This window comes from Shewanella fodinae (assembly GCF_014651955.1).
GTDB classification, from domain to species: Bacteria; Pseudomonadota; Gammaproteobacteria; order Enterobacterales; family Shewanellaceae; genus Shewanella; species Shewanella fodinae.
Map to the genome: position 1 here is coordinate 1 of NZ_BMXW01000020.1, position 23085 is coordinate 23085.

A 23085-nucleotide genomic window follows, 5' to 3' on the forward strand; every position below is an offset into this window, starting at 1 on the left:
CCACGGTATCGGCGCCGTTGTTGGTGGTGCCCACCCCAGTGATAACGTTACCACTGGCGCTGTTGCCGGCCGCGGCAATGCTGTCAGTATCAGCGACGGCAGTTGGGACATCATCGACAATGTTAATATCTAATGAGCCGGTTTCATTACTGCCGTCTACATCGGTGACTATTACAGCTAAACTTTCGTTATATCCGTTACCGTCGGCTCCAGCCTCACTATCGTTATCTACGGGGCTATTTAGCGTGTAGCTGTAACTTACTTGCCCACCGGCTTCAGATCCCGTAAATCCATTAAGAGTCAATGTGCCATGCGCTGTATTGATACTGAATGGTGTGGCATTAAATGTTTGCAATTGCGCGAGGTTGAATGTCACCCCCCCGACGGTTAATGTTTGCAGACCATCAGCACTGGTGAAGCTAAAGTTACCCTCTTGGGTCAGTAAGCTACTATCGGGATTGGATCCTGAAGCCAGATTTGCCTCATTCACAATTTGGTCGGTGCCCGACAGTCCAAGCAAGCTAACGCCGTTGTCGGTACCTGTTATGGTGATAGTTAAAGTGCTGGTCAGTGACTCAGTGCCATCGGTGGCGGTGTAGGTAAATACCGTGTTGGCCGTTTCTCCAGCTCCTAGCGCTTGAGAAGCTGCACCAGTGGCGGCAAAGCTGTAGCTGCCATCGCTGTTGATGGTCAATGTGCCGTAGTCGTTAGTGAGTACGGTGGACGTACCACTGGTCACGGCGGTGGCGGTGCCACTTGTGCCGTTCAGAATCCCCGTAACACTCAGTGTGTCGCCATCCACATCGGTATCATTGCTCAGGACACCGTTGGCGGCATCAACCACTAAGGTAGCGTCTTCATTTACAACTCCGACATCAGGCATTAATTCGGGGGCATCGTTGACAGGAGTCACTGTAATTGTAAGTGTTGCGGTGTCACCTGTATTCGTTGTGTAGGTGATGACAGGCACTGTTCCATTCCAGTTAGCGCCTGGCGTAAAGGTATAGCTGCCATCACTGTTCAATACGAGCGAACCACTTTCTAACTCTGCGGTATCTCCAGCTAAATAGTTGCTTCCCTCAACTAAATAGCTTGTAACACTGAGCGAACCATCGGAAATAAAGTCGTTGGTCAATACATTGCCAGAAGCAATTGAATCTTCATCGATGGTATTTAGATCGTTGGTCGCACCGCTGGTTACGTAGTAAGGAATGACGGGTGAGTCTGCTTCGGTAGTACCAGCAACAACAAACGTTGCGGTATCGTAGCCAGAACTGGCCAGTACTTCACTACCATCGCGAGTAACGGCAACGTAGCCTGAATCACCGCCCCCAGATATTTGATTGCCTGCAGCGGTTTCTGGCAGATTGGCAGTAGGATCTTCTCCGGCAGCAATTAAATTCTGTAGTTGCTGAATTTCGGCATCAGTGGCAGCAGTTTCTCCTTGCTGCTGGTCCCCTCCAACGGTGACATTGTTACCATCAGCCTGAACCAGATTGGCACTGGCATTATCACTTAAGATCAATTCAGCGCCTTTGGGGATGAATTCACCTTCTTTAACTAGGTGTTGTTCGCCGTTAATCACAACAGCTATTTGTCCATTCAAGTTCTTGATTTGACTGTCTTGTTGGGTAATTACGGTATTCATACTATCCACTGCCCCGCTGCAGGCCGTCCGTGGTGGCCTACTTGAATTGATAATAATTTGTTAGAGATGCCTTTAAATTTTAGGACGTCTTTCACAGTTTTAAGAAAATGTTAGGTTATTAATTACCCGATGTCAATTTATTGACGCATAAAAAAATCATTGTAAAACAGGATGATAAATAATCTATTATGTATTTTTTATGAACATGTCAAAGAATGGTATTATTTCTTATAAAGATCTTCAAAATTAGATAGTTATGAAAACAGGCATTAACATTGTCTGTTACAAGAGAGGAAAAAAGGAATACGAATGTTTCGGCATAAGAAAAAGCCGCTATAAAAATAGCGGCTTTTTTTGAAGGTTAAGACAATGATTAGTTACAGATTTTTGACGGCTTGTTTGTAACTCGCTAACGCACCACCATTGTCGCCTAACTGTTCCTGCAACGCCGCGAGTGAGCGCCAGTATTGCGCTTTAGGTAACAGCTTGCATAGCATCTGCCAAGCTTCTTTAGCTGCGGCAAAATCACGGGCTCTTTCATATATTCTGGCCATACAGAGTTGGTAGTCTGCATGGTTTTCCAGTTTAGGCTGCAGTTTTTGTAGCAATGTCATCAGGTCTGCATCTTCGGTTTGCCAGATATCTGCTGTGGCCTCAAAGACCGGAGCAGATGCCTCTTTTTTTAGCTGCTTGCTGAGCAACTTGATCGCTTCGTCATGTTTACCGTGCTGATTGAGTCCGTTAGCATAGGCGGCAAGATTAGCATCCTCATTTCTTTCTGCCCGACTAAGCCACTGCCAACACTTTTCTAACTCTTGTTCACTGATGTTCGCGGCTTGGCGTAACAGCTCAACATTCACCGCAATGCTCAGTTGCTGCCATTCATCATCGCTAAGCACTTTACGTTTTGCCAGTGCAGGAAGGAGTAATTTCAGCGATTGCCAATCTTGTTGCAGACGGTACAGTTCCGTTGCAAGTTTAAGTACTGGAACTTTGCTCTTACTGTTGGGTTGCAGTTTATCCAGCAACACTCGCGCTGCGGTGACTTCTCCTTGGCGCAGAAAGTAGCGGATACGGGTTGTGGTGACTGCGGTAGCGGCCATTGGTAATGTGGCAGCTTTCTCCAGGTAAGCATCTCTGGCTTCTATCTTTTGCTGGTATTGTGCTGCTCGGGCTGCGGCTAAATAATTGAGTGCAGGGATCTCTCCCTGCTCGGCGCCTTTACGCATAGCACGCTCCGCTGCTGGCCAGTCTTCTTCTGCTAATGCCAGCGCGCCCACCAAGGTGTGTTTGCGAGCGGCATTACGGCGCCAGCGCTGCGGCAGATAACGGCTGCTGAGAATAATATGCAGCAGGCCAACCAAGAGCCATTCTAATAACTGCAATACTCCGTAAAACACCACCATAGCAATGACAGCAAAGGCAACGGTGGTTTCTAATTGCCAGTCGAGAAATGCGATATACACATAGCCACTCTTACCAACAATAAAAGGGCTAAGGCATAAACCTGCCAGAATAATCAGCAGGTAAACCAATGCTCTGATCATTGTTCAGCCTCCGTTGCTGGTATCAATCGGCCATAGGTGACTAATTGCTTTAGCTGAGCGCTGGCTTGGAATTGCTGCACGTTAATAGGATCAAGTGTTAAGTTCGCTAGAGCATCCAGTGCTTGTAACACTTCCTGTGTGTGCTCATCCGCTAAATCATAATATTGTTGGATCCACTTGCGTGCCATGGTGATGGATTGACGGTAATTCAACGCATTGTATTGGTACAGCGCCAGTTGTGCCTGCAGCAATTTATTGCGGATATTCTCTTCCAGATACCATTCCTGTTTAGGCGATAACAGTGGGGTAATATCAGTATTGATTTTGCGGATTGTAAAGAAGTCTTCGGTTAACGCCTTCCAGGTTTTAGCTAGATTCGTTTTCCAATCTGCGACTGACGCAGACATTGGCTGATTGTCATCCACGGGGGCCTGCTCCGCTTCACCTAACTGATGTAGCGGCATTTTATCCAGCTTGCCGATAATGCCATCCAGTGTGAATATGGTCCCGGCAATGTCGACATTCTTGATCTCTTGTACCTTGGCGATATCCTGCGCCAGCGCTTTACGCAACGGCATCAGTGAAGGCTCTTGCATTGCCGCAATGCGCTCATCGGCTGCCTGCAGTAACCCCGCGGCAGTTTGTGGGTCTTTTTCCAGCCACAATTTACGTCCTGCGATGCGTACCAGATATTCTGCTTCTGCTGCTAGCCAATGGTTGGGATGGCGCTGCGCCAATGTTGCTATCTTGTCCTGGAGCTGTACCTGGTTTTGCTGTAGCTGCTCAATAGTGGCCTGCTGCGTACTATCCTTCTGCTCTGCTTGCTGTAATTGCGCACTCAGTTTGTGGATCTCTTGTGTCGGCGTCTGCAACGCTTGTTGCATCGAAACGCTGGTATCAGTCAGCAGTTGTGACTGGCGTTGCAACTGCCAGTACAGATAACCACTAGCGGTGCAGGCCAACAGCGCCAATAACAGCGTAAATAACAGCAGCAGGCGTAGCGTTAGCGAACTCCCTGACCGCTGTGGTGCGGTAGCAAGCTTAGGCGGAATATTGGTAGTTTCTTCTGTCTCGGGCTGTGGTAAATCTGAGGGGACGGGCAAATTCTTCTCGTCCTGTGGCTTTTCGTTGTCCATAAAAACAGTCCTTGAACAATAATGGGCAGGCAGGCTGTGTTACAGTGCCAATGCGTTGAGCATGGCTTGACTATTAGCAGCACAAGCATTGGTGACATGGGATAACCCTGCCGCCAGCGCCTGACGTTCTACCCGGATACTGGGAACTATGATATGACATGCCTGCAGCCAAGGAAAATACTCTTTTGGCAGCAGTTTCAACAGATTCTTTAGTATATCGCCGCTGGTGAGCAGAATGGTATCAATACCGAATTTTTGCCAGCTTTGCAGCAGTTGCTGTACATCATAAGCAGGGCAGACGCGGCGGTAGACTTCCCAATAGCTTAGCTGGGCGCCACGCTGGCTGAGAGTATCGCCTAAATCCTCGCGTCCTCCTTGCCCCCTGATGATCAAGATGTTGCGTTGCTTTACCTGTTCGGGCTGCAACAATGGCAATGTTAGCAGCCCTTCGGTCTGCTGCAGTTCAGCGGGGGCGGACTGCACCTCGACACCCAGATCATTGAGTGCCTGGCAAGTGGCATCTCCGACCGCAAGATAATGCTTCGCTGCTGGCCAGTCGCCTACCAACTGATTAGCAAATTCAACGGCGTTAGTGCTGATAAAAATGACAATCTCGGCGTTGCGGAAGTAGGTTAGCCCTTGCGCATCGTGGAGCGGCTCCACCGCCAACAGTGGAGTAGTCATGAATGCGATACCCCGCTGGCGCAGGGCATCTTCCATCGACTGGTTACGTCCTTGTGGACGTGTGAGCAGCACTTTCATGCGTGATCTCAGTTATTGCCGTATACCGCATCAAGGATGGTTTTGGCCCCTTTGCTGAGCAGCTCTTCAGCTAGGCTATTACCTAAGGCAACGGCGTCCAGTTTATGACCTTTTACTTCGCCACGGATTACCTGCGAACCGTCGGGATTACCCACCAGTCCACGCAACAGCATATCGTCACCGTCGATTTCAGCATAAGCACCGATTGGAACCTGGCAACCGCCTTCTAGACGGGTATTCATGGCGCGCTCCGCCAGTACTCGATATCGGGTTTCTTTATGTTCCAACGGTGCCAGCAAGGCTTTTACCCGTTCATCATCCGTGCGGCATTCAATACCGACGGCACCTTGTCCGTTGGCAGGTAATGAATCTTCAGCAGGGATAAAGCTGGCGATGCGTTCTTTCAGTTCAAGGCGGATAAGTCCTGCCGCTGCAAGAATGATGGCATCATAATCACCAGCATCCAGCTTGCTGAGTCGGGTGCCAACGTTACCACGTAAATCTTTGATGATCAGATCTGGGCGACGCTCACGCAGTTGACATTGACGGCGCAGACTGGAAGTGCCTACGACAGCGCCTTGCGGCAGTTCTTCAATATGTTGATATTTGTTAGAAACAAATGCATCGCGAGGATCTTCACGTTTGCAGATGACTTCCAGTCCTAACCCTTCTGGGAACTCTACTGGCACATCTTTCATCGAGTGGACTGCGATATCTGCCTGTCCTTCAAGCATGGCAACTTCCAGCTCTTTAACAAACAGTCCTTTACCACCGACTTTTGCCAGCGGGGTATCAAGGATCACGTCACCTTTAGTGCTCATAGGTAACAATTCAACCACCAATCCTGGGTGGATCCTTTCTAGCTCAGCTTTTACAAACTCAGCCTGCCACATAGCCAGCGGACTTTTGCGTGTTGCAATGCGAATACAATTTTCAGACATGCCCGAATATTTCCGTCACAGAGTTTAAATGCGGCAATGCTAACATTGCCAAAAAAATAATGGCACGCGTCATTGCTCAATCTTTGAAATCAAACCGGTTATTTATTGGTGTAATATGTGATCTCTGTCTCATTGTTTGCGCATTATGTGAAAAATGTTAGCATGTTTCCCCATTACGCCTAGGGAAAAATAATGGTCCGGATGATCGACATCTCTCAGCAACAAGCCGATATTGCCGAGCGTCTTAACCGCGTGCGGCTGGCTCGGGCGCATGCGTTGTTTTCTCCGTTGCAAAAGCACTTGTTTACGCTAATCCCTTATCTGCTACATCACCACCATCAGTCGTTGCCTGGTTACAACGGTGAAGCAACGCCCTATGGTGTGACTGATTTCCAGATGACTCACGGCCTGCTTGACGCGCTGGATGTATTCAAGCTGGAGCCGATACCTGCCGAAGTGCCACAAACGCCCTTGTTGGAGGGGGTGTACGTCATGGGCAGTACCGCCAGTTTCGGCCAGCACCCTAAAAGTGATGTGGACGTATGGCTGGTTTATAACAGTGATCTTGAGTCGCCGGCAGTAGAGCGTTTGCAGCAGAAGAGCCGCATGCTGACCAATTGGTTTGGCGGTTTTGATTTTGAGGTGAACTTCTACTTAGTGCATCCGACCCAGTTCAGCCGCGACTACCAAGAACGCATCCAGAATGAATGGGAAGTGCTGGGACATGAGCACAGTGGCACGGCACAACACTGGCTGTTGTTGGAGGAGTTTTACCGCAGCCACATTCGTTTAGCGGGGAAAACCGTTGCTTGGTGGCCAGGGGCGCAAGCGCAAGCTCAGTATTTGTTTTTCGGGGATGTCCACCGCTTACCGGCGAATGAGTATTTCGGTGCCTCTTTATGGCAGCTATATAAAGGCTTAGAAAAGCCGCACAAAGCATTGCTAAAAGTGCTGTTGCTTGAAGCTTACGCCAGTGACTATCCGGGTAGCCGATTAATCACCGACTCTATCTGGCAAAAAACGTTGGCAGGTGATTTCACCATTGATAATGATCCCTACTTGTTACTCTATCAGTTTATCGAACAATATCTGGTGCGTGTTGGCGATAACCGCCGATTGGAAATTGCTCGCCGCTGCCTGTATCTGAAATGTGGCATCCGCCTTAGCGATCAGCGGCAATCTCAAGACTGGCGTTATCAACAACTGCGCAAAATGGTGCTTGACTGGGAGTGGCCTTACAGTCTGGTGGTGACATTGGATAACTGCGACAACTGGCATAGTGGTGAGCTGCAGTGGTTCAATGCTCAGCTCAATGAACTGATGTTAGTCAGCTATCAGACGCTGCTACGCTTTGCTTCCATCCACAGCTTAAGCGAGCATTTCAAAATTGAAGATCTGGGATTATTGACCCGTAAATTACACACCTATTTCAGTGATAATGAACAGCAGATCCTGCGGCTTAACCCACTTTGGAGTCAGCACTTAGCGGAAAAACATCTGACCGTTGTCCGCAGTGGACAGGCGCCCAAAAAAAGTTATCTGTATCGATTACCCCCGGATCCTCGGCAGTTTTTCGGTGAGGTTGCCGTCTATAAAGCGTCCAATACTGCCTCGTTAATGGCATGGGCGTGCTTGAATGGTGTGTGTGATACGCACACTCGCTGGCATGAATATGGCCGCAGCAGCGCTAGAGGACGGCGACTACGTAGGACCGCTCGGCGATTGTTACCTCACCTTGCTAATCGTCACTGGCGGGTTTCCAAAATGGATCTGTGCCAGCCATGGCATTACCGAAAGCTGTTGCTACTGCTTAATCTTGACTATGACCCAACGGCTGATTGGTCGGGACAAGGCATTATGTTGGATCTGCTCGGCAGCAATCTGTTATCTGTGGGGCAGCAGCAATTTTGTCTGTTGGGCAGTATTCACCTTATTAGCCTCAATTCTTGGGGGGAATGGCATTGTCATAGCTTTCAGGGGGAACAGGCATTATTACAGTTGATAAGCTATGTGGCACCCGGACTAAAACGCGGTACCGATAAGGTTGAACTTGATGTGGTGAGTGCGTCTAAAAAAGTGCAACCGCAACTGGAACACTGCTTGTGTCGTTTGATGAAGCAGGTTTATCGGTTGATCCGTGATGCTCAGGCAACACGGACATTGGTGCAACCACTACAACTACGTGACAAGCGTTATGGCCTATTTTTCGATGCGAAGGGGATGAGTTACCGCGATCTTTCAGATGTGAAATCGCTGTATGAACAGATGGTGCGTGGCGAATTACAGCAACCACCGGACACTCTGGTGAATGGTAAAGCCAGTGTAAATGTACCACAAGTGATCCGCGATTTTGCGGTAAAAGGCATACTGCAATATTTTTTACAACAGGGTGATAATGCTCTAGATGTTTACGTGTTGGATGAGCGAAATCAACTGAGTCATTACGTGCAAGCGGGGGCTAATGTTAGCGATCTTGTGGCACAGCTAACCCGTCATTATGCTTTTGGCGATACTCAGAATATGCGCGATCGTTTCAACTTCCCGCAGTTTTTTATGCTGGTGCTTGAAGATCACAAAATTACTGCCGTCCCCTTTGGTCTGGCATCCGGCACTGGGCAGTCTGAGTTCTGACTGCCAAGCCCCGTTAGCAGCCATTAAAATTGCAGTTGCAAACCGCCTTGCTTGGCAATGGCTTGCTGTACAAAAGGCAAAAACTCCCCGCCGTTGCGACCGTCCAGCCATTTACCTTCAACATAACCGAAATGGTAGCCCCCAAAACGAGTGGCAACCCAAAGCTCATGCAAAGGTTCTTGCTTGTTAATCACTATTTTGGAGCCATCAGGAAATTCCAGTTGCAGTACATTGCCGCTGTTATCGACATCCACATCGGCGTCGTCGTTGTCGATGGCGTGCTCTACCGCGGTTTCAATTAAATCGAACATTTTGTCGGCAAGCTGATGATATTCACTATCTGTCATAGCCATGCAATTTCTGTCCTTTGCTTTCATTAAGATGAATGCGATTATAAGACTATTGTAAATCCTCTGCACAGATGTTGATTGAAATGAGACTGTTTATCGCGTTAACCATCATTGGCCTATTATTGACGGGCTGCGGTCAGAAAGGTCCTCTTTATAAGAGTCCGGCACAAGAAACCAATCAGGCGCAGCCGGTGCAGCCAGCAACCCCGCAACAGTCAAAGTGAGGGATTATGGATTACTTTAATTTTCGCGAGAAACATCTGTTTGCTGAAGACTGCAGTGTGGCCGAATTAGCTAAACAATATGGCACACCATTATATATCTACTCTCGCGCCACACTGGAACGACACTGGCATGCTTTTGATTCGGCTGTGGCTGAACATCCGCATCTTATCTGCTATGCGGTCAAGGCCAATGCAAACTTAGCTGTGCTCAACTTATTGGCGCGTATGGGCAGCGGTTTTGATATTGTTTCGGGTGGGGAACTGGCGCGAGTGGTCGCTGCCGGTGGCGATCCTGCGAAAGTGGTGTTCTCTGGTGTTGGTAAAACTGCCGCCGAGATGAAAATGGCGCTGGAGCTGGGGATCTATTGTTTCAACGTAGAGTCATTGGCCGAGTTGGAGCAGTTGAACGATGTCGCTGCCGGACTTAGCACTATGGCACCGGTGTCGCTGCGGATTAATCCCGATGTAGACGCTGGCACGCACCCTTATATTTCTACCGGTCTCAAGGAAAATAAGTTCGGCATTGCCATGAATGATGCGGAAGCTGCATTTACCCGGGCGATGGAACTGCCTTATTTACAGGTCAAAGGTGTGGACTGTCATATTGGCTCACAGCTGACAGAATTGCGACCATTTTTGGATGCCATGGATCGGGTTTTGGCATTGATTGATCGGCTCAGTGACAAAGGCATCGACATTCACCATTTGGATGTTGGCGGTGGTTTAGGGGTGACCTATGACGAAGAAACGCCCCCAATGCCTAATGTCTATGCCAGCGCTTTGATGGAGAAACTGCAAGGGCGTGATTTGCAGCTGATCTTCGAACCGGGTCGAGCGATCGCCGCCAATGCTGGCATTTTTGTCACGCAAGTGTTGTATCTAAAAGAAAATGCTGGGAAAAATTTTGCTATTGTCGATGGTGCCATGAATGATCTCATCCGCCCCGCCTTATATGGTGCTTGGCAAAAGATTATTCCAGTGCGGCAGTATCGCAGTGCTCCCAAGGTATATGATGTCGTGGGACCTGTGTGTGAAACCGGAGACTTTTTAGGTAAATCTCGAGAGTTGTCTATCCGCAAAGGGGACTTGTTAGCGGTGCGCTCCAGCGGCGCTTATGGCTTTGTGATGTCGTCTAACTACAACACTCGACCGCGTGCAGCTGAGGTGATGGTAGATGCCGGTAGCCATTATGTGGTGCGTGAACGCGAAAAACTGCCACAACTCTGGCAAGGTGAACACCTGCTGCCGTAAACTACTCCCAGTGACCTTTTTGCGCCAAGTGGCGACAAAGGAGCAAGATTGATTCAGTTCACCAAAATGCACGGCTTGGGTAACGACTTTATGGTCGTTGACGGCGTCACCCAGAACGTGTTTTTTTCGCCGGAACAGATCCGCCGTCTCGCAGATCGTAACTTTGGTGTGGGGTTTGATCAGTTGTTGCTGGTTGAGCCACCCTACGATCCCGACCTCGATTTTCATTATCGTATCTTTAACGCCGATGGCACCGAAGTGGAACAATGTGGTAATGGGGCTCGCTGTTTCGCCCGCTTTGTACGTAATAAAGGCTTGACTATTAAGCAGAAGATCCGTGTCAGCACCTCGGCTGGCAAGATGACGCTGAGGTTAGAGCGAGATGGCACTGTGACGGTGAATATGGGGGTGCCCATTACCGACCCTGGTAAAATCCCTTTTAAGGCCAAAAAAGCAGAAAAAACCTATTTGTTGCAGACGGAAGCCCAGACCTTTCTGTGTGGTGCTGTCTCCATGGGGAACCCTCACTGTGTGATTGAGGTGGCGGATGTAGCGACAACGGATGTGGCGCAAATTGGCGCGCTGCTGACCAACCATGAACGTTTTCCGAAAGGCGTCAATGTTGGTTTTATGCAGATAGTCAATGAAGGACATATCAAATTGCGCGTTTATGAGCGCGGCGCTGCTGAGACGCTGGCTTGCGGCAGTGGCGCTTGTGCCGCGGCAGCAGTTGGGCAATTACAAGGCAAATTAGCCAAGATAGTGCGGGTTGACCTTCCCGGTGGCAGTCTGACCATTAACTGGGAAGGCGAAGGCAAACCATTATGGATGACAGGCCCGGCGGAACACGTGTACGACGGACAAATACAATTATGACCGAAACTGTGGCAACCGAAACCGAAGTAAAAGCGCGTATGGATGCGCCATTTGATGAGCAGATTATCCGTGAGTATCTGCTCGACAACCCAGATTTTTTCAGTCGTTTCCCGGAACTGCTGTTGGCGATGGTGTTGCCACATGGTGAACGGGGAACTGTGTCACTGGTCGAAAAACGCCAGGAGATGTTGCGCAGCCGCGTCAATCAGCTTGAAGAAGAGATCACCACGCTGATGTCCATGGCAACCCGCAACGAACGAATTTATCGATTTAATACTCAGTTGTGCCGCAAACTGCTGGATTGTGAAGACATTGGCGAATTACGGCAAGTGCTGACAGCGGAATTGAAAGGTGAATTCCAATTCAGTCATGTACGGCTGATTACCGTGCACGATATTGATTCTGAACTGTCGACAATCTGGCATAAACGGTTAAAGCAAGGCTACTATTTTGGCCGTCTTACTCGTCAGGAATCCCATCGATTATTTGGTACTGAAGTGGGATCAGTGTCACTGGCGCGCTTATCCGAAGACAATGGGCAGGTAATATTTGCCATTGCCAGTGAGGATGTGACCCATTTTCACCCTGAGATGGACAGTATGTTGCTGGAACAGGTGCGGCAGTTACTGGATCATCTGTTACCTAAACTCTGATGATGACAGCACTTGCCGAGTCCCACTGGATAGCGCAATTTGAGCGATTTCTGCGTACGGAACGTCAATTATCTCCATACACTGTCCGCAACTATATGAGTGAATTATTGCGGGTTGCGGCACTACTGCCAGATGTCAGTCGTTGGGAAACTATCGAATTTCAACAACTCCAAAGCGTGCTGGCAAAGTTGCATCGGCAAGGTTTGAGTCCTCGGAGTTTGGCATTAAGCCTCTCTGCGCAAAAACAGTTTTTTACCTTTTTGCTGCGCGAAGGTGCGATCCGCAGTAATCCTGCTAAGTCGTTGTCGGCCCCCAAACAAGCAAAGCCGCTACCCAAGAATATGGATACTGACAGTGTCAGCCATCTGCTGGATATTGAAGTCACTGACCCTATCTCGGCTCGCGATAAAGCGATAATGGAACTGTTTTATTCCAGTGGCTTGCGACTGGCGGAATTGGCAGCATTGGACGTGGATGATGTGGATTTGCCGCAAGCACAGGTGCGGGTTATGGGGAAGGGCAGTAAGGAGCGATTGTTACCGGTTGGCTCGATTGCCGTAGCGGCAATTAAGGTCTGGCTGGGTTATCGGCAATTGCTGCCTTGCGCGGATCGGGCGCTGTTTGTTACCAGTAAAGGGCAAAGGTTAGCGCACCGCAGTATTCAGGCACGGTTGGCGTTTTGGGGACAACAGCAAGTCATTGCTGGACGCGTCCATCCCCATAAACTGCGGCACTCATTTGCCACCCATATGCTGGAGTCAAGTGGTGACCTGCGGGCAGTGCAGGAGCTGCTGGGGCATGCTAATCTGGCGACGACCCAAATCTATACCAGTTTGGACTTTCAACATCTGGCTAAGGTATATGACAGTGCCCATCCTCATGCCAAAAAAGGAAAGTGAGAGGGAGATGTGATGCGCAGTTTTCTCCGTCTTACGCCATTTCGGGCGCTCAGTTTCGATCTGGACGATACCCTTTATAACAATAAGCCGATAATTGCTGCCGCTGAGGTTGAGTTATTGCAGTGGCTGGCACAACATTTCCCAGCGACAACTCAATACAGCCAAGATGATTGGCGACAACTGAAAATGCGAGTATTAGCCGCACAGCCGCAATTGGTTCACGATACCTCGGCCACCCGCCGTGCGGTGTTATATCTTGGGTTAAAGACGTTAGGCTATCAAGATGCCATTGCAGTTAAAGGCGCGGATGACGGGCTGAGTTATTTTTATGACAGACGCAGTAATTTTCGGGTGTCGGCGGAGGTGATTTCGCTGCTAACTCAGTTGTCACAGCGTTGGCCCATCGTCGGCATTACTAACGGTAATGTGAATGAACAAGCCATTGGTCTGGGTGGTGTCATGTCTTTTGTGCTACATCCGGGCAACGGGGTGCGCATGAAGCCATTTGCCGATATGTTTGTCAAGGCGGCCGAAAGGCTGGCATTGTTACCTTCGCAGTTATTACATGTGGGCGATCACCCAATGACCGATGTTGCCGGTGCCCGCCGCGCCGGATGTCAGGCCATCTGGCTTAATCCAGGGTTTGGGCAGGTAGTGGTAAAGTCTTCTGGACCGTTATTACCGCAGTTACAAGTGTCTGAGTTAGCGCAATTAAAACAGCTGCTTTAGCCGAATAAAGGCGACGTCCATACACAATTATTCACGTTTAAATTTCTTCAAACAGTCACACTTTTGTTATTATCATTTGTGTAACATATAGCTTATTATTACGTTACATACGTTGCGATGTTATTTTTTGTCCGAGGTAAAGCTTGTCTCTTTCATGGTACCGTTTAACCACTTTGTTTTTGCTGAGTATCAGTCTCCCTGTAGCCGCCCAGGTTGGCGCGGTTAACTACGGTTTTATCTACGGCTTGTCGCATCCTTTTCAGGGCATGGACCATATTCTCGCAGCACTCAGTGTTGGAATGCTTTGCACCATGTTGGAGCGCGGCCTAGTGTGTATGATCCCTTTGGCGTTTTTGTTTTTTATGTGTCTTGGCAGTATTGCGGGCATATTGGCGGTGCCAATGCCAATCGCAGATTCATTTTTGGCGTTAGGGGTCGTGGCGCTTGGCGGTATCATTGCCCTAAACCGCAGCATGCCCGTGTCGTTTGCTATGGCATTTGTCGGGATATTTGCGGTATTTCATGGCTATGAACATGGGGCGTTAATGCCAGCAGGGGCCTCACCACTGGCGTATCTGTCAGGCCTGCTGGCAGGTACTGTCTTATTGCAGTTAATGGGTGTCTTAATTGGTAAGATTCTGAGACATCTGGATAATAATAGTCGACTGCTGCGCATTACCGGCGGCGTTATTGCCGTCGCCGGTGGTTATTTAGTGCTGGCGTTGTTATGGCCTATCCCATAGGTGTCATCAATAACTTAGACTTCCAGCTGTAATGCTTTTGGAAATAACACGTTGTTTTCTAAATGTATATGGGTGAATAAGTCCTGTTCAAACTCCGCTAAAGTCGCGTAGCACACTCTCCAGGTGGTGCAGGCGTGGGCTGGCGGTTGATAATTCTGTGTCAGTTGCCGTAGTTTTTGTAAGATCTGCCCGGCTTCCTCATGCTCGTATTCCATCGCATGTATCGGATTATCGATTGTACCAAAGCAGCTATTGATGCGGTCACCATTACTCAGTGCTCGAATGGCCGGGAACAACACCTGTTCCTCTTTTTGCAGATGCGGTAGTAGATCTGCAACCAGTGCTTTAATCCAGCCAGCGACAGGTTTGATTTCTTCATACTTGTCACCATGGGCACGCACCATTTTATCGGCATATTCCAGCAGCAGTGGCGCTTTCTGTCTTACATATTCATGATGCTTACGTTCAATATGGTCGATTAAATCAGCCAATGGTAGTTGTATCAGTTGGTCTTGTTTATCGCCACTGCGTTGTAGTTGCTGCAGTGCTTGTATAACGATGGTAGGCTCCGCATTAGCCCGCTGACAAGCGGCTGCTAACGTTCTTCCTCCCCCACAACAAAAGTCAATACCGAACTGGCTGAAGATATGGGCGTTACGGAAATCTTCAGCAACTAAATCCCCTACACGGCGGTCGAGCTCAATTTCTTTGGACATAGCAAACTCCTGCTGGAAATATAAGCTGTATTATAAATACGTCTTTTATATTTGCATTATAAAGTTGAGTAATTTGCTAGGTTAAGCACATTTTTAATGGTTGCTAGACGACATGGTAGTGGCTATTAATATATTTAACTTATTGAAAAACATCATAATTAACCATCCTCTGTTGCAGGTGCAAGATGATTGAGATATTCCGGGAGTCTGTACCGTCATAAGCTGTAGCGCATTGAACAATACCTCGAAATACGGTTACTTATTCAGCTTGTACTTATAGTTAAAATGGTATACGTTATTTTTTATTCGATAAATATGAGTGCAATCAACTCAGCAACATTAGTGATATCTCCGTAGTACCTTCGTCAGTTTTGGGTAAATAGTCGGCAGACTTACCGATTGGGGCATCGGTTGTGGGGACTCAGATGAAGTGGTGGGGATCATCGGAAACGTTAAGCCGTATGGCAGCGCGTGAGTTGCAAGTGTTTACCGTACAAAAACTACTTATAACAACAGTCCAGTAAGACTGGGCATTTTTATTCTCTTGCCATATGGCAAAGTAAAAGCCTTAGGATAACCAACATGACTCCGCTACATCCTTCCCGTTTACCCACTGTTCCACAGATATTATTACTGGCGCTGATGATCATCGGTGTCATCTTTATGTTCGTGCACATACTTGGCCTAGCAATCCAATTGGCGTTGCTGGTGAGCTGGTTTCTGGTGATGGGGCTAGGAAAAATTCTCAAGCTCGATTACCACACTATGCAACAGGGATTGACCCATGGCATTAGTCAGGGGATGGACGCCATTCTGGTGTTGATTGCGGTGGGGGCGCTGATCGGTAGCTGGATGGCGGGGGGCGTGGTACCCAATATTATTTATCTCGGCTTATCAGTGATGAGTCCGCACATATTTTTACTGGCAGCCTTTTTTGTCTGCATGGTGACCTCACTGGCAACGGGCACTTCCTTTGGTACCGCTGGCACTGCGGGCATCGCCATGATGGGCATTGGGGCGGGCTTTGATCTGCCAGCGCCCTTGGTGGCAGGCGCGGTGATCTCTGGCGCTTATGTCGGCGATAAACTGTCACCGCTATCGGACACTACTGTGATGACGGCGTCGCTGTGCAAGGTCAACATTATCGACCATATCAAGTCTATGCTGTATGTCAGCGTCCCGGCTATTACTATTGCGGGATTGTTGTTCTTGGTCGTAGGGCTGAGTTACGGTCAAAGTGGTAATGTTAGCCGTGCGCAGGATGTGATGCATGCGCTGTCGCAGCACTATGTGATTGCTTGGTATATGTTGCTACCAGCTGCAGCAGTGATTGCATTGTTGTTACTGCGCTTGCCTTCCGTTCCGGTGATCAGTTTCGGTGCTTTACTCGGAGTAATCTGGGCCTGTGTGTTTGAACAGATGTCACCAATAGCAGCATTTGCGACCTTGTATCAAGGAAATCACGTACAGTCGGATTTGAATTTTTTGAATATTCTGCTCAATCGTGGTGGCATCGCATCAATGTTAGAAGTGATTCTGCTCGTCATGCTGGCGCTAGGTCTGGGTGGCTTGATGGAAGTTACCGGGGTGTTGACTACTATCTCTAACGGATTGCAGCGTTGGGCGCACTCATTAGGTCGTTTGGGGCTATCCACTTTGTTTGCGGGTTTTTTGGGGAATTTCCTCGGTGGGGCGGCTTATGTTTCCTTGATTACCGCCAGCACGATTACTGGGAAAAATTATGACGAGCTTGGTGTTGATCGGCGCGTTTTGTCACGTAACACCGAGGCTGGAGGTACCATTACCACGCCGATGATCCCCTGGACTGACGGTGGCGTGTTTATGGCTACAACCTTGGGAGTATCAACTGCCGCTTATCTGCCGTTTCTTTGGTATCACATGTTAGTGCTGCTGATTTCAGCCCTGTACTGTTACACCGGTTGGTTTTGTTTTCAGCGTCAGGGCGTGATGAAAACATCGGCTCCATCATCAGCGGAAAGCTCGGCATCTTCCTCTATTCTGGAAGCGGATTAGCCGTTATTTCTCGATGATCTGATAATGCCTGCAGCAAGATGTTTGCAGGCATTTTTTTATGGTATTTAGCGTCCTCACACTCGGCAGCTTTGTGAGGATAAATTGTCGGGCGTACAGTGGATCACAATCAAAGTAGGCATTCAGCAACTTAAATAGTATAATGTTTGCCTAAATCAGTATTTCCCCACCACTTTTACCGGTCATCTTTGTTCAGCAGAATAAGGTTGTTCAGTTGAATGGAATTCCGGGCTTTGGAGTTAATTTATGTCGATTGTGGTCAAGACCCTGTCAGAACAGGCATACGAGATTATCAGAGATCGTATCCTGGCCAATGACATGCTTCCTTCAAAACCGCTCAGGCAGGATGCCTTATCTAAGGGGTTAGGCGTTAGCAAAATCCCGTTGCGTGAAGCCTTAACTCGTCTGGAACATGATGGTTTACTCATCTCCCACCCAAACCGTGGTTTCTTAGTGCGACCGCTGACGGTGGCTGAAGCGGAGGATGTGTTCCGTTTGCGTATCTTGATAGAACCTGATGCCGCAGCTGAAGCCTGTAAAGAAGCGGATGATGAGCTTCGCGCCATGGTGGAATCTACGTTTCGTAAGTTTGAGGGGATGAGTGGTGGTGCGTCAGCTGGGGTCTCGGTAAATCGCGATTTTCATCTGGCACTCACGGCGTCACCACAGCGTGGGGTTACCCAAGATATTCTGGAAAAACTGCACCTATTGTCAGAACGCTATGTGCGCAAACACCTGGAACCACCTCATCGGGAAGTGAATGCGCTCAGTGAGCATCAACAGATTTTCGATGCCTGGATGGCGCGTGATGCCAAGACTGTGAAAAAACTGATTAAAGAACATACCAAAGGTGTGCTGGACGATCTGCGACAACAGCTGCAGGCATAATTTTCATCGAGGCCCGGGTCATATCCCGGGCTTTTTTATAATATCAACTCGCCGTTCCCTTTCTTTGACTGTAGTGCCCCAATCGTCTGCGAAACAAACTGATACAGAGTTCTAGTTGCCTGACGCAACCGTTCGACCACTAATATCGGCTAGCAGCAACAAAAAATTAACAGCAGGTGATTGTTAGTTCTGTATTTGTTATATAGTATACGAATTATTCCAAAATATTTGATGTTGGTTGTTGCTATGAGTGCTGATGGAACAGTTGCGGTAATCGGTGGTGGTATTGTCGGACGTTGTTGCGCATTGATGTTACAAAAGCAGGGAATTGCTACCCGCATCTTAGAGCGGGAAGAAGCTTTGACTGCGTCATCATGGAATAATGCTGGCCATATCGCCGTAGAACAGGTTACACCATTGGCGTCGTTAGCGGCCATGGCAACGGCTCCGAAACGGCTGTTTATGGTGGGGGGCGCACTGGATTTTGCACTGACAGCGCCCGGCGTAATGAGCTGGGTTTGGCGTTATCTGCAAGCCTCCATGCCAAGTCCTTTCCGTCATGGGAAACAAGCGCTCAAAACACTTGTTAATGGTGCCGAAACGGCCTGGCAACAGTTGTTGCAGCAGTTAGATGCGGCTGACCTTTACCGAGATCAAGGGCACTGGGTGCTATGGGAGTCAGACAGTTCTGTCCGCAAAGGTATGGCTAACTGGCAACATACGGATACTGGCAGCGTTTCTTTTGCTGAGTTGCCCAAAGCACTGTTGGCAACATTGCCAGCACTCAAAGTGCCCTTCTGTGGTGGCATCAGTTTCAGTGGTTCCGGCCAAATCTATGATATGCCTGCATTGGCTTCCTTGCTGAAAGCGCAATTTTTGGCAGCGGGGGGCGAATGGCTAAATGCCGATGTGGCGTCACTGCAGTTGCAAAGTGGCCGTGCCGAAGTGGTGCTGGCGAATGGCGAACACTGTCAATTTGACCAAGTGTTAGTGTGTGCCGGGGCCGCGTCTGGCAAGTTGCTGGCCACCATTCATCCCCATGTGCCGTTGATTGCCGAACGTGGCTATCACCTCGAAGTGAAGTGTGATGACAGCACTTGGCCTGAACATCTGCCGCCGCTGGTTTTTGAAGACCGTTCAATGATAGTGACCCGCTTTGCCAACACCTTACGGGCGTGTAGTTTTGTCGAATTTAACGCCTTAGATGCCAAAGCCGATCCGCGCAAATGGCAACAACTACGACGCCATTGTGATGAGCTGGGTCTGCCATTTTCCGGTAACGTGAGTGAGTGGATGGGCGCGCGGCCAACCTTACCGGACTATCTACCTGCGATTGGTAAGAGTGACCGGGCCAACAATCTGTACTATGCCTTTGGCCATCAACACCTGGGGCTGACCCTCGCAGCCAAGACGGCAATGCTGGTGGCGGAGATGGTACATAATCAACGTACTCCTTCAGCATTACAAGCATTTTCTCTTGCTAGATTTCAAAGATAAGTTTTAAAAATTAATGTGTTATGACTATAACTTAAAAGCGAAGAAGTTAATGCTTGCCGTAATTTAGTATACGATATAACATATACATCAAGTTGATGTCAGAAACAGGATTACAGAAAGATGAGTACAAGTACGATGAAATGGTCCGGGGTATTTCCGGCAGCCACCACCCAGTTTGATGAACAGTTAGCGGTGGACTTGGCTGCCACTCAGCAAGGTTTTGCTAAATTGCTGGAAGATGGTGTCGATGGACTGGTGGTGATTGGTACCTGTGGTGAAAATAACTCGCTGGAACCAGAAGAGAAGCGACAGATTATTGCAGCGGCGGCTGAGGTCAAAGGCAGTCATCCGATTATTGCCGGGGTAAGTGAGCTCACTACCGAACGTGCCATCAAGTTTGTCCAGGACGCCGAAGCACTTGGCGCCGATGCATTGATGCTACTTCCCGCCATGGTGTACGTACCCACAGAAGATGAGCTGATTGCCCATTTTAAAGCGGTAGCGGCAGCCACCTCATTACCTATCATGTTGTATAACAATCCTACGGCTTATCGCGTTAACGTCAGTTTAGAATCATTGGCCAAGCTGGTGGACGTAAAAAATATTGTCGCCATCAAAGAAAGCTCAGCCGACACGCGTCGTTACACCGATCTGTATAACGCTTACGGTGACCGGTTCCATATCCTAGCGGGGCTGGATGATGTCGCCCTGGAAGGCTTGACCTTGGGGGCTTGTGCTTGGATATCAGGGCTGACCTCGGCTTTTCCACAGGAATCGGTGGAACTGGTGCGGGCATTTAAAGCGGGCGATATGGCGCGAGCGCTGGAAATCTATCGCTGGTTTATGCCATTGCTGCATTTGGACGCTGGGCACGATCTGGTGCAGTCCATCAAGTTAGCGGAACAGATTATGGGCCGAGGGACTGAACGAGTGCGTATGCCGCGCTTGCCGTTGAGTGGCGCGCGCCGTGATGAAGTGACAGCGATGGTTGAGAAAGCCGCTGCTACCAGACCTACTCAGGCTTAACGGTACGAGAGGCCGCCATGAGACATACATTTTTCTGCATTGATGGGCACACCGCGGGCAACCCGGTGCGGTTAGTGGTTGGGGGACATCCGCAGCTTGCTGGCAACAGTCTAAGTGATATGCGGGTGTGTTTTATGGAGCAGTTTGACTGGATCCGCAAAGGGCTGATGTTTGAACCGCGCGGGCATGACATGATGTCTGGTGGTTTTATCTATCCGCCCAAAGATCCGCGAGCAGATTTTGGCGTGGTATTTATTGAAACCAGCGGCTGTCTGCCCATGTGTGGCCATGGCTCGATTGGCATTATCACCTTTGGGCTGGAACATGGTCTGATCCAGCCAAAAACACCGGGTAAACTGGTGATGGAAGCACCCGCGGGGCTAATAGAAGTCAGCTACCAGCAACAAGGGCAGAAGGTTGAATGGGTGAAGTTGACCAACGTGCCTTCCTACTTGGCGGCAGAGGATATTCATATCGATATTCCCGGTTGCGGGCTGTTAACGGTCGATGTGTCCTATGGCGGTAACTATTATGCGATTGTGGAGCCTCAGGCCAGTTACGCTGGGCTAGACAGCTTCAGCGCCGCCGATATTTTGCGCCTCAGCCCGTTGGTGCGCGCCGCAGTACGCGAACAGTTTCAGCCGGTACATCCGCTAAACCCAGCCATTAAAGGGGTTAGCCATGTGTTGTGGGCGGATAAGCCAGCATCAGCCGATGCTCACGGGCGTAATGCGGTGTTTTATGGCGATAAAGCTATCGATCGCAGCCCCTGTGGTACTGGTACTTCTGCGCGCATGGCACACCTAGTGGCAAAAGGCCGACTCGCGGTAGGCGACACCTTTGTTCATGAAAGTTATATCAAAAGCCGTTTTATCGGCAGGGTCGAAGCCGCCACTGAGCTGGCGGGCCATCCTGCTATCATTCCGTCCATTCAGGGCACAGCTTACACCACAGGTTTCAATCAGATCTGGATTGATGATGACGAGCCTTTTGCGGAGGGTTTTCAGGTTGTTTGACAACCGGTGACAGGAGAAAACACTAGATGCAGATTATTCATCTGAGCCATCACATCGGTGGCACCGACGTCAGCGGCACCGCCGTATTGCAGCAGCAGAATCCTGCCAAGGCTGACGATTTACAAATTACAATTCCGGCGGCAGATGCCAATGTCGTCGAGCAAGCCGTGACTGCCGCTAAAGCGGCGTTTGCGGTATTTCGCGATCAAGGCATTGAAAAGCGTGCAGATGCCTTAGCAAAAGTGCAGCAGTTGATTGTGCAACATAGCGATGAGTTATCGCAGTTGATCACCCGTGAAACCGGTAAGACGTTTGCTGACTCCAAAGGTGAAGTGGGCCGCGCTGCCCGTATTTTCGGCTTTTTTGCCGGTGAAGCGCTGCGCATTGTCGGCGAGCGACTGGAATCCACCCGCAACGGTGCCATGGTGGAAGTGGAATATGCGCCTGTCGGCGTTATCGGGCAGATCACTCCTTGGAATTTTCCCATTGCCATCCCCGCTTGGAAGATTGCCCCAGCCTTGGCATTTGGTAATACCGTGGTGTGGAAACCCTCTGAAATCTCTTCGGCCACTGCGGCGCGCTTGATGGCACTCATTCACGAAGCTGGCGTGCTGCCTGGTGCCGTTAACATGGTCCTTGGCGGTGGCGAAACCGGCGCGGCTATCTGCGCTAATGCAGGCATCGATGCACTGAGTTTCACTGGCTCTCAAGCTACCGGCAAGAAAGTGCGGTTGGCGGCCATGGAACGTGCAATCCCGGTACAAACCGAAATGGGCGGCGTTAATGCACTGTTGGTGCTGGCGGATGCCGATGTGGATGCCGCCGTGGAAAATGCCTTAAATGGCGCGTTTTTCGCTGCAGGTGAACGTTGTACGGCCACCTCCCGTATTGTGGTAGAACAGGCGATTGCCGATGAATTTGTCAGCAAGCTGGTGGCGCGGATCAAGCAACTTAAACTCGGTGACCCGCTGGATGCCGCAACCCAAATTGGCCCCTTGGCTTCCCCTAATCAAAAAGCACTGATCAGCGGCCAAACTGCCAAGATGGAACAATATCCTGGCGCGCAACTTGTCTGTGGTGGCACTGCGGTGGAGATGCCCGCATGTTTCTTTGCCCCGACCCTGTTTGATCATGCCAAAGCCGATGATCCGATCGCGTTGGAAGAGATCTTCGGCCCAGTTGCTGCGGTGTTCCGGGTCAAGGATTATGCAGAAGGGTTGGCAATGGTGAATAACAGCCGTTTTGGTTTGTCGGCGGGTTTATGCACTAACTCGTTGAAATATGCCGAGCATTTCAAACGTTACGCTAAATCTGGGATGATAATGATCAACTTGCCTACCGCTGGGATTGATTACCATGTGCCATTTGGCGGCGTGGGCGCTTCCAGTTATGGTGCCCGTGAGCAGGGCCGTGCGGCGAAAGCCTTCTATACGGTGGCAAAAACCACTTATCTGAAAGCTTAGGTGTCATCTAAGGCTGCACAGTTACTCTGTCCTGTGT

The 23085-nt window shown here is 49.5% G+C and carries 21 protein-coding genes; 14 read left to right on the plus strand and 7 right to left on the minus strand.

Features of this window, described 5'->3' with window-relative positions:
• The 5 genes from IE064_RS14955 to hemC all read right to left on the minus strand — a co-directional run.
• On the minus strand, nucleotides 1–1648 hold a 1648-nt coding region (locus IE064_RS14955), incomplete at its 3' end, for a retention module-containing protein (protein ID WP_189618562.1).
• A 377-nt stretch (nucleotides 1649–2025) separates the two neighbouring features.
• Entirely contained in the window at nucleotides 2026–3195 is a 1170-nt protein-coding gene (locus IE064_RS14960) for a heme biosynthesis HemY N-terminal domain-containing protein (RefSeq protein ID WP_189618563.1), read from the minus strand.
• Nucleotides 3192–4331, minus strand: coding sequence for a uroporphyrinogen-III C-methyltransferase (locus tag IE064_RS14965; RefSeq protein ID WP_189618564.1), 1140 nt, complete (start codon nucleotides 4329–4331; stop codon nucleotides 3192–3194). Before IE064_RS14965 ends, IE064_RS14960 begins: the two co-directional genes overlap by 4 nt.
• Nucleotides 4332–4370: 39 nt before the next feature.
• On the minus strand, nucleotides 4371–5093 hold the full coding sequence (locus IE064_RS14970; RefSeq protein ID WP_133037457.1) for a uroporphyrinogen-III synthase: 723 nt from the start codon (nucleotides 5091–5093) through the stop codon (nucleotides 4371–4373).
• 8 nt (nucleotides 5094–5101) lie between these two features.
• Nucleotides 5102–6034 (minus strand): hydroxymethylbilane synthase, encoded by a 933-nt coding sequence (gene hemC / locus IE064_RS14975; protein WP_189618565.1) that lies wholly within the window; start codon nucleotides 6032–6034, stop codon nucleotides 5102–5104.
• Nucleotides 6035–6235: 201 nt separating this feature from the next.
• Between hemC and IE064_RS14980 the strand changes: the two genes are divergently transcribed.
• Nucleotides 6236–8665 (plus strand): class I adenylate cyclase, encoded by a 2430-nt coding sequence (locus IE064_RS14980; RefSeq protein WP_189618605.1) that lies wholly within the window; start codon nucleotides 6236–6238, stop codon nucleotides 8663–8665.
• 23 nt (nucleotides 8666–8688) lie between these two features.
• Here IE064_RS14980 and cyaY read toward each other — a convergent pair whose 3' ends face one another.
• Nucleotides 8689–9018: an iron donor protein CyaY gene (gene cyaY, locus IE064_RS14985; protein ID WP_133037455.1), complete on the minus strand. Its 330-nt coding sequence runs from the start codon at nucleotides 9016–9018 to the stop codon at nucleotides 8689–8691.
• A gap of 80 nt (nucleotides 9019–9098) precedes the next feature.
• On the opposite strand from cyaY, the gene lptM reads away from it, so the two are divergent.
• From lptM to IE064_RS15020, 7 genes are all read left to right on the plus strand, one after another.
• On the plus strand, nucleotides 9099–9239 hold the full coding sequence (gene lptM, locus IE064_RS14990) for an LPS translocon maturation chaperone LptM (protein ID WP_133037454.1): 141 nt from the start codon (nucleotides 9099–9101) through the stop codon (nucleotides 9237–9239).
• A gap of 6 nt (nucleotides 9240–9245) precedes the next feature.
• Entirely contained in the window at nucleotides 9246–10490 is a 1245-nt protein-coding gene (gene lysA / locus IE064_RS14995; RefSeq protein ID WP_189618566.1) for a diaminopimelate decarboxylase, read from the plus strand.
• Nucleotides 10491–10538: 48 nt separating this feature from the next.
• Nucleotides 10539–11366, plus strand: a complete 828-nt coding sequence (gene dapF / locus IE064_RS15000; protein ID WP_133037452.1) for a diaminopimelate epimerase — start codon at nucleotides 10539–10541, stop codon at nucleotides 11364–11366.
• The gene (locus IE064_RS15005; RefSeq protein ID WP_133037451.1) at nucleotides 11363–12019 is read left to right on the plus strand and encodes a DUF484 family protein; all 657 of its coding nucleotides are present in this window, start codon (nucleotides 11363–11365) and stop codon (nucleotides 12017–12019) included. The genes dapF and IE064_RS15005 overlap by 4 nt, the downstream gene beginning before the upstream one ends.
• Nucleotides 12019–12918 carry a tyrosine recombinase XerC gene (xerC, locus tag IE064_RS15010; protein WP_278250743.1) on the plus strand — a complete coding sequence of 300 codons (900 nt, stop codon included), beginning with the start codon at nucleotides 12019–12021 and terminating at the stop codon, nucleotides 12916–12918. Before IE064_RS15005 ends, xerC begins: the two co-directional genes overlap by 1 nt.
• Before the next feature lie 12 nt (nucleotides 12919–12930).
• Nucleotides 12931–13647 (plus strand): HAD-IA family hydrolase, encoded by a 717-nt coding sequence (locus tag IE064_RS15015; protein ID WP_189618567.1) that lies wholly within the window; start codon nucleotides 12931–12933, stop codon nucleotides 13645–13647.
• A 143-nt stretch (nucleotides 13648–13790) separates the two neighbouring features.
• A complete protein-coding gene (locus IE064_RS15020; RefSeq protein ID WP_189618568.1) occupies nucleotides 13791–14390 on the plus strand; it encodes a HupE/UreJ family protein in 600 nt (199 codons plus the stop codon).
• A 14-nt stretch (nucleotides 14391–14404) separates the two neighbouring features.
• On the opposite strand, the gene ric is transcribed toward IE064_RS15020, so the two are convergent.
• On the minus strand, nucleotides 14405–15106 hold the full coding sequence (gene ric, locus IE064_RS15025) for an iron-sulfur cluster repair di-iron protein (protein ID WP_189618569.1): 702 nt from the start codon (nucleotides 15104–15106) through the stop codon (nucleotides 14405–14407).
• 582 nt (nucleotides 15107–15688) lie between these two features.
• Between ric and nhaC the strand changes: the two genes are divergently transcribed.
• The 6 genes from nhaC to IE064_RS15055 all read left to right on the plus strand — a co-directional run bounded on the left by nhaC (nucleotide 15689) and on the right by IE064_RS15055 (nucleotide 23048).
• A complete protein-coding gene (gene nhaC / locus IE064_RS15030) occupies nucleotides 15689–17140 on the plus strand; it encodes a Na+/H+ antiporter NhaC (RefSeq protein WP_189618570.1) in 1452 nt (483 codons plus the stop codon).
• Nucleotides 17141–17404: 264 nt separating this feature from the next.
• Entirely contained in the window at nucleotides 17405–18046 is a 642-nt protein-coding gene (locus IE064_RS15035; RefSeq protein WP_133037446.1) for a GntR family transcriptional regulator, read from the plus strand.
• A gap of 246 nt (nucleotides 18047–18292) precedes the next feature.
• Entirely contained in the window at nucleotides 18293–19543 is a 1251-nt protein-coding gene (locus IE064_RS15040; RefSeq protein ID WP_189618571.1) for an NAD(P)/FAD-dependent oxidoreductase, read from the plus strand.
• Nucleotides 19544–19663: 120 nt separating this feature from the next.
• Nucleotides 19664–20569: a dihydrodipicolinate synthase family protein gene (locus IE064_RS15045; protein ID WP_207904236.1), complete on the plus strand. Its 906-nt coding sequence runs from the start codon at nucleotides 19664–19666 to the stop codon at nucleotides 20567–20569.
• Nucleotides 20570–20586: 17 nt separating this feature from the next.
• On the plus strand, nucleotides 20587–21585 hold the full coding sequence (locus tag IE064_RS15050) for a 4-hydroxyproline epimerase (RefSeq protein WP_189618572.1): 999 nt from the start codon (nucleotides 20587–20589) through the stop codon (nucleotides 21583–21585).
• 26 nt (nucleotides 21586–21611) lie between these two features.
• Nucleotides 21612–23048 (plus strand): aldehyde dehydrogenase family protein, encoded by a 1437-nt coding sequence (locus IE064_RS15055; protein WP_189618573.1) that lies wholly within the window; start codon nucleotides 21612–21614, stop codon nucleotides 23046–23048.
• The last annotated feature ends 37 nt before the right edge of the window (nucleotides 23049–23085 follow it).

Bases quoted from the DNA above. Each gene is read 5' to 3' on its own strand.
- IE064_RS15040 (WP_189618571.1), top strand. From the start codon at position 18,293: ATGAGTGCTGATGGAACAGTTGCGGTAATCGGTGGTGGTATTGTCGGA.
- IE064_RS15005 (WP_133037451.1), top strand. From the start codon at position 11,363: ATGACCGAAACTGTGGCAACCGAAACCGAAGTAAAAGCGCGTATGGAT.
- IE064_RS15015 (WP_189618567.1), top strand. From the start codon at position 12,931: ATGCGCAGTTTTCTCCGTCTTACGCCATTTCGGGCGCTCAGTTTCGAT.
- cyaY (WP_133037455.1), bottom strand. From the start codon at position 9,018: ATGGCTATGACAGATAGTGAATATCATCAGCTTGCCGACAAAATGTTC.
- IE064_RS14965 (WP_189618564.1), bottom strand. From the start codon at position 4,331: ATGGACAACGAAAAGCCACAGGACGAGAAGAATTTGCCCGTCCCCTCA.
- IE064_RS15045 (WP_207904236.1), top strand. From the start codon at position 19,664: ATGAGTACAAGTACGATGAAATGGTCCGGGGTATTTCCGGCAGCCACC.
- IE064_RS14970 (WP_133037457.1), bottom strand. From the start codon at position 5,093: ATGAAAGTGCTGCTCACACGTCCACAAGGACGTAACCAGTCGATGGAA.
- ric (WP_189618569.1), bottom strand. From the start codon at position 15,106: ATGTCCAAAGAAATTGAGCTCGACCGCCGTGTAGGGGATTTAGTTGCT.
- IE064_RS15050 (WP_189618572.1), top strand. From the start codon at position 20,587: ATGAGACATACATTTTTCTGCATTGATGGGCACACCGCGGGCAACCCG.
- xerC (WP_278250743.1), top strand. From the start codon at position 12,019: ATGATGACAGCACTTGCCGAGTCCCACTGGATAGCGCAATTTGAGCGA.
- nhaC (WP_189618570.1), top strand. From the start codon at position 15,689: ATGACTCCGCTACATCCTTCCCGTTTACCCACTGTTCCACAGATATTA.
- lptM (WP_133037454.1), top strand. From the start codon at position 9,099: ATGAGACTGTTTATCGCGTTAACCATCATTGGCCTATTATTGACGGGC.
- hemC (WP_189618565.1), bottom strand. From the start codon at position 6,034: ATGTCTGAAAATTGTATTCGCATTGCAACACGCAAAAGTCCGCTGGCT.
- IE064_RS15055 (WP_189618573.1), top strand. From the start codon at position 21,612: ATGCAGATTATTCATCTGAGCCATCACATCGGTGGCACCGACGTCAGC.
- IE064_RS14980 (WP_189618605.1), top strand. From the start codon at position 6,236: ATGATCGACATCTCTCAGCAACAAGCCGATATTGCCGAGCGTCTTAAC.
- lysA (WP_189618566.1), top strand. From the start codon at position 9,246: ATGGATTACTTTAATTTTCGCGAGAAACATCTGTTTGCTGAAGACTGC.
- IE064_RS14960 (WP_189618563.1), bottom strand. From the start codon at position 3,195: ATGATCAGAGCATTGGTTTACCTGCTGATTATTCTGGCAGGTTTATGC.
- IE064_RS15035 (WP_133037446.1), top strand. From the start codon at position 17,405: ATGTCGATTGTGGTCAAGACCCTGTCAGAACAGGCATACGAGATTATC.